The organism is Ahniella affigens, assembly GCF_003015185.1.
GTDB classification, from domain to species: Bacteria; Pseudomonadota; Gammaproteobacteria; order Xanthomonadales; family Ahniellaceae; genus Ahniella; species Ahniella affigens.
Window position 1 is genome coordinate 4,686,451 of sequence record NZ_CP027860.1, and the last position, 12,343, is coordinate 4,698,793.

Annotated in this window: 11 protein-coding genes; 3 read left to right on the forward strand and 8 right to left on the reverse strand. The window is 61.0% G+C overall.

All coding sequences use genetic code 11. The features are described from left to right. Nucleotides 1-76 precede the first annotated feature (76 nt). Genes C7S18_RS18065 through C7S18_RS18075 form a run of 3 tightly spaced genes read left to right on the forward strand, consistent with a single transcriptional unit; the run spans nucleotide 77 to nucleotide 2,187 of the window. A complete protein-coding gene (locus tag C7S18_RS18065; RefSeq protein ID WP_106892879.1) occupies nucleotides 77-1,018 on the forward strand; it encodes an ABC transporter ATP-binding protein in 942 nt (313 codons plus the stop codon). Then, complete coding sequence (locus C7S18_RS18070) at nucleotides 1,015-1,776, forward strand: ABC transporter permease (RefSeq protein WP_106892880.1); 762 nt, start codon at nucleotides 1,015-1,017, stop codon at nucleotides 1,774-1,776. Before C7S18_RS18065 ends, C7S18_RS18070 begins: the two co-directional genes overlap by 4 nt. Nucleotides 1,777-1,806: 30 nt before the next feature. Continuing rightward, nucleotides 1,807-2,187, forward strand: a complete 381-nt coding sequence (locus C7S18_RS18075) for a GFA family protein (protein WP_106892881.1) — start codon at nucleotides 1,807-1,809, stop codon at nucleotides 2,185-2,187. Between the two features lie 18 nt (nucleotides 2,188-2,205). Here C7S18_RS18075 and C7S18_RS18080 read toward each other — a convergent pair whose 3' ends face one another. From C7S18_RS18080 to C7S18_RS18115, 8 genes are all read right to left on the reverse strand, one after another. Further along, the gene (locus C7S18_RS18080) at nucleotides 2,206-2,607 is read right to left on the reverse strand and encodes a VOC family protein (RefSeq protein WP_106892882.1); all 402 of its coding nucleotides are present in this window, start codon (nucleotides 2,605-2,607) and stop codon (nucleotides 2,206-2,208) included. Beyond that, nucleotides 2,604-4,379: a hypothetical protein gene (locus tag C7S18_RS18085; RefSeq protein WP_106892883.1), complete on the reverse strand. Its 1,776-nt coding sequence runs from the start codon at nucleotides 4,377-4,379 to the stop codon at nucleotides 2,604-2,606. Before C7S18_RS18085 ends, C7S18_RS18080 begins: the two co-directional genes overlap by 4 nt. 149 nt (nucleotides 4,380-4,528) lie before the next feature. Beyond that, nucleotides 4,529-5,350 (reverse strand): class I SAM-dependent methyltransferase, encoded by an 822-nt coding sequence (locus C7S18_RS18090; protein WP_425481108.1) that lies wholly within the window; start codon nucleotides 5,348-5,350, stop codon nucleotides 4,529-4,531. Between the two features lie 157 nt (nucleotides 5,351-5,507). Then, nucleotides 5,508-6,332 (reverse strand): glycosyltransferase family 2 protein, encoded by an 825-nt coding sequence (locus C7S18_RS18095; protein ID WP_106892885.1) that lies wholly within the window; start codon nucleotides 6,330-6,332, stop codon nucleotides 5,508-5,510. Next, nucleotides 6,314-7,501 carry an ABC transporter ATP-binding protein gene (locus tag C7S18_RS18100; protein WP_106892886.1) on the reverse strand — a complete coding sequence of 396 codons (1,188 nt, stop codon included), beginning with the start codon at nucleotides 7,499-7,501 and terminating at the stop codon, nucleotides 6,314-6,316. Before C7S18_RS18100 ends, C7S18_RS18095 begins: the two co-directional genes overlap by 19 nt. Beyond that, on the reverse strand, nucleotides 7,498-8,253 hold the full coding sequence (locus tag C7S18_RS18105; RefSeq protein ID WP_170113344.1) for an ABC transporter permease: 756 nt from the start codon (nucleotides 8,251-8,253) through the stop codon (nucleotides 7,498-7,500). The genes C7S18_RS18100 and C7S18_RS18105 overlap by 4 nt, the downstream gene beginning before the upstream one ends. A 127-nt stretch (nucleotides 8,254-8,380) precedes the next feature. Continuing rightward, nucleotides 8,381-9,229, reverse strand: coding sequence for a helix-turn-helix transcriptional regulator (locus C7S18_RS18110; protein WP_170113345.1), 849 nt, complete (start codon nucleotides 9,227-9,229; stop codon nucleotides 8,381-8,383). A gap of 217 nt (nucleotides 9,230-9,446) precedes the next feature. Next, complete coding sequence (locus C7S18_RS18115; protein WP_146151997.1) at nucleotides 9,447-11,771, reverse strand: DUF5916 domain-containing protein; 2,325 nt, start codon at nucleotides 11,769-11,771, stop codon at nucleotides 9,447-9,449. Nucleotides 11,772-12,343 lie beyond the last annotated feature (572 nt).

Genomic DNA, 12,343 nt, shown 5'->3' on the forward strand with positions numbered 1-12,343 from the left:
CCACTTGTTTGGACCTAGGCAATTGGCCATGCTCCGGCCTTCTTTGAACCGTGTCTTGCGCCAAGGACCCCGCCCCATGACGGACAAAAGCGCTGCCGCAATGATCGATATTCGCGGCATCGAAAAAACGTACAGCAATGGCTTCACAGCCCTGAAGCCGATCAACCTGCAAATCCGCCGCGGCGAGCTGTTTGCGTTGCTCGGCCCGAACGGTGCCGGCAAGTCGACGCTGATCAACATCATCTGCGGAGTGCTCAACGCCAGCCGCGGCCAGATACTGATTGGTGGCCAGGATCACGTACACGAGTTTCGTGCGACCCGGCGGCGCGTCGGTTTGGTGCCACAGGAGCTGCATACCGATGCGTTCGAAACGGTGCTGGCGACGACGCGATTCAGTCGTGGGCTGTTTGGCATGCCGGCCAATCCGGATCATGTCGAGAAGGTGCTGAAGGACCTGAGCCTTTGGGACAAGCGGAACGACAAGATCATGACGCTCTCTGGCGGCATGAAGCGACGCGTATTGATCGCCAAAGCCCTGGCGCACGAGCCGGACGTTCTGTTCCTCGATGAGCCCACCGCCGGCGTTGATGTCGAGCTTCGGCACGACATGTGGCAAGTCATCAAACGGCTCCGGGAATCCGGGGTCACGATCATTCTGACGACACATTACATCGAAGAAGCCGAGCTGATGGCAGATCGGGTCGGCGTCATCTTGAAGGGTGAAATCATTCTGGTTGAAGACAAGCGCACGCTGATGAAAAAGCTCGGGAAGCGGCAATTGATTCTGCAGTTGAATCAAGCGCTCACAGCGGTTCCGGAAACGTTGGCCGATCTGCCGATGGAACTGAGTGCTGATGGCCTCAGTCTGACCTGCACGTTCGGCACCGAAGGCCAGACGCTGGAGGTGCCGGAGTTGATGCAGCGGATTCACGTGGCCGGCCTGCAATACCACGATCTCGCCACGCGCGAGAGCTCGCTGGAGGAAATCTTCGTGGATCTGGTGAGGGCCAAAGCATGAACTGGCATGCTGTTGCAGCGATTTATCGATTTGAAATGTCGCGCTGGTTTCGCACGCTTGGGCAGAGCATAGCGTCGCCGGTGTTGTCCACGTCGTTGTATTTCATTGTGTTTGGTGCCGCGATCGGCGGACGGATGGGCGATATTGACGGCATTAGCTATGGCGCCTTCATCATTCCGGGCCTGCTGATGCTGTCGATCCTCAACGAAAGTATCGGCAACGCGTCGTTCGGCATCTACTTTCCGAAGTGGGCCGGCACCGTGTTCGAAATTCTATCGGCACCCATTTCCTGGCCCGAGATGCTGCTTGGATATGTTGGCGCTGCAACGACCAAGTCGTTTCTGCTTGCGCTGCTGATCTTGCTGACCGCGCGCGTGTTCGTGCCGTATCACATTGAACACCCGTTCTGGATGCTGCTGTTTTTGGTCCTGACTGCGGCGAGCTTCTGTCTGTTTGGATTCCTGATCGGCATCTGGGCTGACAGTTGGGAAAAACTCCAGACGATTCCAATGCTCGTGATCACGCCGCTGACCTTTCTCGGCGGTGCGTTCTATGGGATCAGCATGCTGCCGTCGCCTTGGCGAGAGATCACGTTCTTCAATCCGGTCGTCTACTTGATCTCGGCGATGCGCTGGAGCTTTTACGGCAAGTCGGATGTCCCGGTCGAGATCAGCGCGAGCGCAATTGGCGTGTTCTTGATCACCTGCGTGCTACTCGCGCGCTGGATGATCCTAAGTGGGTATCGGCTGAAAAAATAGTCCATCGCAACACGTCCTTGGAGCACCCTCATGTTGCATGCATCCTGTAATTGCGGTGGCGTCAGCTTTCGGATTCTGGAGCCGTTGACCGAGCCCAGCGTGTGCCATTGCACCCAGTGCCGGAAGCAATCCGGGCATGTGTTCGCGTCGGCCAACGTGCCCAAAACCGCAATCCGGTTTCTGAATGCCGAAACGCTGCGCTGGTTTCAAGCCTCCGACAAAGTGCGTCGCGGATTCTGCCAGCGCTGCGGCTGTTGGTTGTTCTGGGAACCCTTGCAGAAGGACTGGACGTCCGTGGCCCTGGGTGCCATTGACGGCGACACCGGACTCAAACTTGATCGCCATATTTTTGTCGCCGAAAAAGGCGACTACTACGACATCACCGACAGCCTGCCACAGAACGCGCATTGAGTCTCGCGCGGCGGCGGTTCACGGGCGCGGCACCGCCGGACCAATCAAGTCCCAGAGGTTGCCGTAGAGATCCTTGAACACGGACACCGTGCCGTATGCCTCAACCACCGGTTCGCGCACAAACACGACGCCCTGCGCGCGGTAGCGGTCGTAATCACGCCAGAAGTCGTCGGTGTGCAGAAACAGGAACACGCGCCCGCCCGTCTGATTGCCAATCGCGGCTTCCTGCTCAGGCTTGGTCGCCCGCGCGAGCAGCAGGGTACAACTTGAGCCCGGCGGCGACACGACCACCCAACGCTTGTCCTGAGCGGGCTGGTACTCGTCGGTGATCAACTCGAAGCCGAGCACTTCGGTATAGAACCGAATGGCCTCATCGTAGTCGCGGACGACAATCGCTACTTGCGCGAGCTGTTGTTTCACCGAGCTGCTCCTTGCAGGGCTGCTTGCCAGATAGTGGGCCAAGCGCGCACGGCAGCGGCATGGCGGCGGAGTTCGTGGCGCCAATGGGCGCACAATGTGGCGGCCGAATCCAAATGCTGTTCGCCGGCAAGACGCGGCAATTCGTTCTGCGCCAGCGCCTTGCCATTTGCGACGATGATCTCGCGCAAGTCGGCCTGCCAATAGATCGGCGCCTGTGGCCCGGCTTCGGCAGCAATGCCTTGCAGCGAGTGAATCAAATCGCTGCGGCGGAACTGCAAATACTCCGCGACAAAATAAAGCAGCGCCTGCTGCTCGCTATCGGCCAAATCTTCGAGCATGGCGGCGAAGCCCTGGGCGCGCTGAGCCACGCTCGCGGCGCGCAGATCACCGACACGGTTCAACGCATAGTCGACGAGGAACGTGTTGAAGCCCGGACGCTCCACTTCAGCCCCCGGCTTCGCGAACTTGCGCTCCTCGGGTGGTTGATGGGCGATCGCGTGCGCGCTCATCCACACCAACGATTCGGGCAACAGCAACTGGGTGATCGCGCCGAAAAAGGCGTCTTCGCTGCGGCCGGTCGGCGCGGCAAATCCAAGCATCCCCGTCGTATCGACCAGGAACGGCAGAAAGTTCACGCGCCGAGCCAACTGCGCCTTCGTCGGGCCAACCCAGAGCGCCGGGTTCTCGATGGCGCGAAGATACTGGTCGCGGTTCGACATGAACGAGGCGCGCGAGGCGGCATCGATCTCGAAGAATCCCTCACATCGCGTCGACCCGCTACGGCCACGATGGCCGTTCACCGTGGCAACAATCCGCGCGCCCGCGCGCAAGTGCGGTAGCGTGGACGGTTCCAACCCGCGCAGACTGCCCTTTTGGGATTTCATGCCTTCAATTTGCAGCAGCGTGGCGAGCGACTGCCCGCAGCGGCGTTGATGCGCGACAAACGCATCGGCGTCGTCCTGTCCCGCGTCCAGCGCCGCACCCAAACGATCAAAAAACCGCACCGGCAGATTCGAACTCAGGCCGAGCTCCAGACCGGGCTGGTATTCCGGATGTCGGTGCAGACGATAGACAAAGTCGTCATCCAGCAGTGCCAGCGTGCGGCCGGCTGTGGCCAACAGCGCGCGATTGAACGCACGGCCGTTGCCGTGCCCACTGAACAAATCGTCGATGACTGATTGGTGTTCTGGCAACGCTTTTTTGAGTTTGCCGATTGCCGCTTCGGCTTCAAACACCCGGGCATTCAGACCACAGTCGGCGAGCAGTTGCTGGTGCGCCCGGAGCGCGGCACTGTCGCGACTGTCGTCAATGAGTTGCACGGGCAAGCCCTGCACCGAAGCGGCTTCCTTGAGACTTGCCAGGCACTGCTTCAGCGCCTCGGGACGATCGCACGCTCGAATGACAAGATTGGGATCTTGTCCCGCCTCAGTGGCGCCGGTATGCGCAGCGTCGAGGCTTGCCAAATAGTCGGCCTCGCTGACCAGGAGCTTTCGCCCCACCAGACCATCCAGCACGCGCTTGATGCCATCCAAGGGCACATTCGGCAGGATCTGACGAATCGTGTCGATGTGCTCATCGATACTCTTGAAGGCCCGGCAACGATCCAACGCGCCCAGCACCTGGGTCGTCATCACATGCGGGCCACCCTCGGTGCGGAACACACATTCGCCGTTGCCCAGGTCGGCCGCCATGCCGGCCACCGACGCGTACAAGGTCGCATTCGGATCGATCCGGGGTTTGGGGCTGGCATCAAAGCTGTACTGAAATTCCATATTCGTTCTAAGTCCGCAAAATCAAAACCGGTTCAGCGCCTTGGCAGCTGCGCGAGACCACGAGTATGCAAGCGCGGCTGCACTTTGGGCAGTACCTGAATACAGGGGTGCCACAAAAGTTGCCGCGTTGGGGCCGGTCATCCGACCGCTCATCTAAACCACCGACGCCAGAACGGCAATGCGGCCGGCGTGTTTCCCGATACGGATGCGGTCGCGTTGGCCGCATCAGCCAAGGCGCGCTTTGTCACATCAAGTTCGGCTTCCAGCTTTGCGATCCGCTCATCGCGGTCGATCAGCATTTGCCCGGCCTGCATGTTCTTGCGGATTTCATGTTCGTAGTGCCGGTAAACGCTCTCGCTTTGATCCGAGAACCCATGCAAGCCGGGCAGCGCGGGCAGCGCGTCTGCTCGCGCCGCGCAGGCAACGATGAAGTACACCGGGTCGAGTGCAAACGCTTCGGTGACCGCGCTGCTCCCAGCCTCGCCAAACGCCACCGTCGCACGCTCGAAATGACCGTCTTCGGCAACGATGGTCGACTGAAACATCAGCTTCTGGCCGAATACCCGCGTGGCAGGGAAAAACCGCTGCAACAGATCGATGAGCTCATCTCGATAGAGCTCCTTCAAATGGAACTCGTTCTGATAACCGGTCAGATCCGAGTACACGCGCTTATCCGGCGACGAGATCAGCAGGAACCCGTCCGGTTTCAGCACGCGCCGAAAACCAGCGAGCAATTGCTCCTGCTCGACCAAGTGCTCCAAGGTCTCGAACGAGACCACGGCATCAAATTGGTGATCGGCAAACGGCAACTCCAGCGCGTTGCCCTGATGAAACCGGAGATTCGGTGCCGCACCGTAGCGGGCCTTGGCATGCAGGATCGCCTCGGCGCTCAGATCGACGCCGTCGACTTCTGCGGCGCGCGTGGCCAGCATGGCCGATCCATAGCCTTCTCCGCACGCGCAATCGAGCACGCGCTTGCCAGCCAGAACGGGCAACGCAAACGCGTAACGATGCCAGTGCTCGTACCACATCTCGCGTACGCACTCGGGGGTGAAGCGTTCTCCGGTGAATGGCAGGGCCGACAAGCTGAGTATCCTGGTTGCAGTGGAAAAGACGGCGGTCAGTGGTTCAGACCGACAGTGCCGCGGCCAGTTGGGTGCGCCAGACTTTCGGCGGGTCAGCGGCAATGAACTCAGCGACCTGCTGATTGTAACGCGGGTAGCGACTCAACAAGCGGCGCAGTGCCTCGCCATTCGGACGGTGACTGGTCGCCGCAAAGGATTCCCCGCCACGATGCGCCACATAAGCGCGGTGACAGAGGACGTTGCGCCAACCGAAAGCGCGCGCGCGCTGGCAGAAGTCGTTTTCCTCGCCATAGCCTTTGCCAAACGTGGCCTGATCGAAATCGCCGAGCGCAACGAGCGCCGCGCGATTGATCCACATGCAAAAGCCAACGCCCGTTGGGAGGTCGATGAAGTCTTGATTCGACAGCGTCGCGGCCGCTTTCGCAATGGTCGGCAGGTCGTCTGGAAGCGGTCCGGCTTTGCAAAGTTCGGGAAACGAGCAGATTTCGGCGTTGTTCGAGAACGGCGTGATCGTCGCTATCCGCGCATCGGTGGCGGCACACTCGCGGATTCGATGCATGAAGCCAGGACTGGCAACGGTATCGGAGTTCAGCAAGATCACATCGCCCGACGATTCGGCCATACCGTGGTTGACGGTCCCGACAAAGCCTCGGTTTTCAGTTTGCAAGATGACACGGGCGTGCGCGCCAAATGGCTTTAGCGCTTCAGTCAGCAGACTCGGCATTGCCGGATCTGGTGAGGCATCGTCGATGACCAATAGTTGGTGCGCGGCATCAATCTCGCCCTGCAGACTGGCCAGACACGCCTGTACCACCGTTGCCGCGCCGTAGACGGGCACAATGACCGTGATCATGCGGGCGGCAGCCATTCATGCGCGAGTCGGATCGAACCCAGTTCCTGCGTGCGGCCGCGAATGATCAACGTACGAGGTAGATCATCAAACAGACGCACGCCCTCTGGGTCCAGTGCATGCGCCGTGACCACGTAGGTTCCGGGCAGCAGGCAGAGCTTTGAGAACTTGAGCGTCCACGCAAAGCGTCCGGCCTCAAGTCGGGTCGCTGGCGCGCGATCAAACTCGCTACCCGTGCCGTAAATCGCGGTGCCATCGCCACGTTTGAAGCCAATTCCGAACACGGGGGCCCGATCGTCACGGCCTCGAAGTTCCACCTCGATCACGAGGTCTTGATCTTGTTGCAGCTCAATCGGCAGATTGCTCGCGTCACCATTCAGCGCGAACCGCGTGACGGCATATTCGCCCGATGCCGTTATGCGTTGATCGAGGCCAGCCGCAGCGGCTTTGCGTTCGTGAAACGCCAGGTAGTCCTGCGTCACTTCGAACACGTCGCCCTGCTTTCTGATGCGCCCGCCATCGAGCCAGATGGCGTGCTGGCAAAGCTTCTGGATGTGATACATGCTGTGGCTGACCAGCACCAACGTGCCGCCATCGGCGAGGTAGCGTTCCATCCAGCGCACACACTTTTTTTGAAACGACTCATCACCCACGGCGAGCACTTCGTCCGTGATCAGCAAATCCGGCTTCAATGCGGCAATTACCGCAAAACCCAGGCGCACCACCATGCCGGAGCTGTAGTGCTTGACGGGTTCGTCGATGTAGCTGCCGATATCGGCGAACGCGATGATGTCCGCCTCGCGCTGTTTGAGCTCAGCTTGGCTCATGCCCAGCAGCAGGGCATTCGTGCGCAGATTCTCGCGGCCGGTGTGATCAGGATGAAACCCAGCGCCCAGTTCCAGCAACGGCGCGATACTGCCCACACGTTGGACCGTGCCCGTCGTGGCGCCGTAGACGCCCGTGATGATCTTCAGGAGCGTCGACTTGCCGGCACCATTCTGGCCGATCAACCCAACTGACTGGCCGCGCTGAATGGTCAGATCAATGCCGTCCAGCACCGTGGTCTGTCTGCCCGGGGTCCGGCCGAGCAGCAGCGATGCGAGTGCCCGCAGCCGATCGCCCGCCTTGGCGACCTTCGGAAACGACTTGCTGACGCCGTTCAGCGCAATCAGTGTTTCGGCGCTCACAGGTAGTCCTCGAAGTGCGGTGCGGCACGGCGAAAGACAAAGCGCCCGATCAGCAACGCCAGCACCGCGAGCGCGGTTGCCCACAACAGGCTGCTCGTGGTGGGCAGGCCACGCTCCAACAAGCCACCGCGGATACAGCCGATCCACACCGCGAGCGGGTTCAGCGATACGAACCAAGCGAAACGGGCCGGGATCTGGCTTGGCGGAAAGAAGATGGGCGTCAGCAGCATGAAGAGCATCAGGATTTGCGCGAGCACCGACTCGATGTCGCGCAGAAATACCGCTGCAGCGGCGAGCAGCAGTGCGAGTCCGTAGGCGGTCAACGCAAGACCGGCGAGCCCGATCAGCACCCACCACAGTTGCGCAAACGACAGCGCGAACCCGGAGACCGCGAGCACAATGAGCACCAGCAGAAACCCGATTCCATGAATCAGGAACGCGGACAGCACGGAGGCCTGCACCAGCATCTGACGATCAATCGCGATCTTGCCGATCAACGCCGCGTTCTGGCGGATCGACACCGTGCCACGCAAAATGCTTTCGGAAAACGCGAACCAGGGCCAGAGCCCGAGCGCCAGAAACACCACGAAGCTGTCGCCGGCGTCTGCGTTCAGGCGCACCCGCATGACTTCGGCAAACACAAACAGATAGGCCGCCAGCGTCAGCAACGGGCCAATCAGCAACCAGGCGCCGCCGGAGACGGTGCCGAGGAAGCGTTCCTTGATTTCGCGTTGGACAAAATGGGCGAGCAAAGTTGTTGGTTGACCAAAAAGCGGTCGACAGGGTAGCAGCTTGCTGAGGCGACGCCGTGATCCGAGCCTGAACCAGATACGGGGTTGCCGATACAATCAATATCTTACGTCGCGCAATGAACCGAAATCACACCTGCCGGGCCTGACTCCGAAACTGCGCAGGCGTTTGGCCGCGATGGGCCCGAAACACGCGGGTGAAGTGGCTCTGATCGGCAAAGCCCAGTCGATTCGCGAGATAGGCGAGGTCCCACTCCGGATGCTCGGTCAGCCACGCGCAGGCCCGGATGACGCGCTGCGCGAGCAGGAACGCCTTGTAGCCCTGACCGACATGGCGCTTGAACAGGCGGCTCGCCGTTTGCAAATGAATGCCTTGTCGGCGCGCCACCTGGTCCAGGCTCGGTGCCGACTCCGGCGCGCTGCTGACGTCTTGAATCAACGCCTTCAGCCACACCGGACTGGTATTCGGCTGTTGCTCCAGCCGGCACAACTGGCACAGTGCATCGACCACCAACGCTTCGATCACGGGCGAGGAGAAGGGATCCTGCCGCTGGATTTCGTCCACCAGCCTGGTGGTCAGCTGCACCACCAATGGCCCTTGCTCGGTTCGGTACGCGAAGGCCCGTTGACCCAGAGCAGGCGTGCGCCGCAGCCAGACCGGCTCGATCTCAAGGTGCAACACGCGGGTTCCGGCGACGGCAGCGCGCACTTGGTGCGCACAATCTGGCGGCAACACACTCAACATACCGGCCTTAAGCGTATGGGTACGACCGTGCACGGTTTCGTGCAGTACGCCCGTCAACATCACATTGATCACCAGCATTGGGTGATCGTGGCTTGGCAGTGCTTCGAACTCGGCCGGCCGATATTCTTCAATCCGCAGGCCTTCGGCGAGCGTCCAAAGCCGCTGCGGCACGAAAAAGCTCGCCGGAATTTCCGGCAACCGGGGTTCGGCGGCGTCGGTCGCTCTGCTACGCATGTTCACTGGTGACGCTGCCGTGCCTTGGGTGCCGATGGTCGACTTGCAGCGTGGCAGTACAAAGCGGGCTCGTACAGTGCTGATCGGGCTAAGGCGCTTCCGGACGGCATTGGGAAGCATCTCCGTAACACCCGTTACTCCACGCAGCCATCGACGCGTCACGATCACGGGGACAGCAGCGTCGTGAGCGTGTTTCGGACGACTCGCAGCGGCGCAATCAACCCGGCGCAAACCGATACGCCAGCTTGATCAACAACCGATCGTCGTCCCGAAGGCTGAACGCGTCCTGGAACACGTCGCCGAGCTGACCTGGCCCAGTATCGAAACCGAAGCCACCACGGCCGTAGACGACGAACAGGTCGCGCTGATGACCCAACTTGTAGCGATAGCGAAGCTGCAAGCCGAGCTGCTGCAGGCTGAAGTCTTCCGGATCGGGGTTGCCGGCCAGCCAGTTGCGATGGCTGCCGAGCATCAGTCCTGCGGCGGCTTCAGCGTCGATCGCAATGGCCTGCAACTTGATGCGGAACTCATGCCGATCAGCAGGGAACCAGTTCAGATTGCTGTAGAGCTCCACGCGCTTTGCGTCGAACTCCGTAAAGTCGCGATCGCCCTGCCACAGCAGCCAACCGTCTTGACGCCAGGCGTAAAGGCCGAGATCAACGCTGAGTCGATCTGATACGTGATAACGCGGCTGCAACCCTGCCATCCAACTGTGCCCGGTGCGCGTGTTCGGGAATGCATAGAAGCTGTAGCTCTGCGACCAGTTGCCCTGCCTGGGCACCTCGCGGGAGATTTCGAGACTGGGCCCCGATTGCGTCGGCACCAAACCGTTGTCGCGGGAGATCAGGTCGTCGATACCTGGAAACTGCCAGCTCAGCCGCGAATACCACGTGCCGCCATCGTGCGTCTGCGAGGAGCGCCAGGCGTCGATTCGGCGCATCAGCGTGACGCCTTGATCGTTACCCTGCCATTGCACGCCAGCTGTCCATTCATGACTCGCAAACCGCTCACTGTCGACTTGATCTTGTCGGTACGTGAATGCGTAGTTCGCATAGTTCTGGTTGTTCCGGGCCTGGTAGCCCAGGTCGTTCGGATCGAATGCCGCGCCCGTGTGAACCAGTTCGACGGCATGGCGCGTTGGCCCTTCTGGATCCACGTCGATTCGGGCGCCCATATGGCTGTCGCGACTGCTCGCGTCGCCTTGCGTGATATCGCTGTGCATGATGCCTGCATCGATCGACCAGCCCGGTCGCGGCCGAACGCGCGCATGCAATCCGGTCACGCCAGCCGTGCGATCCAGAGCAGGTCGGTCGGTCCACGTTTGGGTCAATCGGACGTTCCAGTCATCATCGCCATAGCTGAGGCGCCCAAGATAGAACTCGCGACCGGCCTCGCCCGACTCGGTCGCGGCAAAACCGGCATAGCCCAACGCCCCAAATTGGCCATTGGCCTTGACGGCGGCGTCGATGTCGCTGGCACCCTCGCCGTCATCGCTCGGCCCGCCGACTCGCCTGGTATAGAACAACGACGCGCCCGGCTGGCTGCCTTCGAAAGCGGTCTGGTTGTCGATGAAGAACGGGCGCTTGTCGACAAAGAACGTTTCGATGGCATCGAAGTTGACCACCAGTTGATCGCTCTCCACCTGACCGAAATCGGGGTTCAGCGTGGCTGCGAACTGGTGGTTGGCATTCGGTTTCCAAAACAGATCGGCGCCCGTCTTGAATTCTGGGTCACGCGCCTTGAGGTCGTAGCCCGCAACCACATACGGCGTGACCGCCAAGAGCCGTTGGGAGTACGACGGAATTGTGCGTTCGGCCCACCGTGACATGAACACCGGTTGCGTCAGCAGCGCTTCCGGCCACGCAAAGCGCTGGCCCGTCGCGGCGATCACGCGATCGAACAGGATCCGGACTTTGCGTTGACCGCCTTCATCGGGGCGCATTGCTGCCGTGGTCCACGGGATCAGCCATTCAAAGACGACGTTTTCGCCATCGCGATGCGCGGCGTAGGCCCATTCGCCGTCCCAATCGGTGTTCAGCTGATTTTCGTTGGTCAACGCGTGGTCGATGATGTCGCCCGCCTGGGTCAACGTGAACACATACGCCGAGCGCGCATCGCCATCGAAATCGATCATGAAGTTGGCCCGATCAACCGACTGGTGACCGTCCCGCTGCATGCGTGTTTCGGTTCGAGGCACCGAATCGGGATGCCTGGCCTTCATTGCCGCAGCGACGCCTTGGGGCGTGGACTTGAACCAGGCCTCGACGCGAAGCGCGTCGGGCACGTCACCGCCGAGCGTCGGCTGCACCTGCCGGAAATCAGTGACATGCTGCGCATCCTGCCATTCGTCGGCGTGCCAGACGCCATCGATTTGGACATCGGCGCAAACCGGCAGACTGAGCACCGAGAACAGCAACGTTGCGACGCCCCAGATCAAGCTGCCTCGCGCCCGCAGGCGGCGGTGGCAGTCGGTGCCGGTCATGACGTGAGACCCTTGGGATAGGCGGGCATGCAACGCGTGGGCTTGCGGACGGACATCCATGTCGAATCTGCCTCATGAGTAAGTGGACCGGGCCAGCCCCTGAAAGCGGTTCGACTGGCGACCTTTGGCAAACGCGTCGGGACGTCTGCCCAAGGCCGCCAGTCAAACCAACGAGCCTCCCCGTTTCGGCAACCTTAGTTTTGCCAAGGGCGGCGGGCTTGAACAAAGCGGACAACTTGGAAGAAAAACGAGAATCCAGGTCGTCAGTCATGGCTCAATGAGTTGTGCAATCAATGACTTCCGACGATGCTCGACCGCCGCCGCCGCATGCCCAAGTCGCGATCACTCTTTGGATTTGGTGACCTCGGGCCACTCCGGCGCGCCGCCCACCCGGATCGCAATGCGCCCCGCCCTGGTCCGCCGCAAACCGCGGGAACGGCGTGATTTCGCCCTTACGACGCGGCGCGTCAAGCTTTTGTCACAGTTTTTAGCTATAAAGGCGATCTGGCTGACGAACCGCCCCTAGAAATCGGTTGCAGACCAGTGGATCAGGGACGCGTAGCGCCGGCCATTTTCGATGGTCGGCGCCAACTCACAGATACCCGATCGGCGCTGCCTGGAAAGCGGCGTCA

Excerpts from the sequence above, each read along its gene's own strand:
- C7S18_RS18065 (WP_106892879.1), top strand. The coding sequence starts at position 77 with ATGACGGACAAAAGCGCTGCCGCAATGATCGATATTCGCGGCATCGAA.
- C7S18_RS18070 (WP_106892880.1), top strand. The coding sequence starts at position 1,015 with ATGAACTGGCATGCTGTTGCAGCGATTTATCGATTTGAAATGTCGCGC.
- C7S18_RS18075 (WP_106892881.1), top strand. The coding sequence starts at position 1,807 with ATGTTGCATGCATCCTGTAATTGCGGTGGCGTCAGCTTTCGGATTCTG.
- C7S18_RS18085 (WP_106892883.1), bottom strand. The coding sequence starts at position 4,379 with ATGGAATTTCAGTACAGCTTTGATGCCAGCCCCAAACCCCGGATCGAT.
- C7S18_RS18095 (WP_106892885.1), bottom strand. The coding sequence starts at position 6,332 with ATGGCTGCCGCCCGCATGATCACGGTCATTGTGCCCGTCTACGGCGCG.
- C7S18_RS18110 (WP_170113345.1), bottom strand. The coding sequence starts at position 9,229 with ATGCGTAGCAGAGCGACCGACGCCGCCGAACCCCGGTTGCCGGAAATT.
- C7S18_RS18115 (WP_146151997.1), bottom strand. The coding sequence starts at position 11,771 with ATGGATGTCCGTCCGCAAGCCCACGCGTTGCATGCCCGCCTATCCCAA.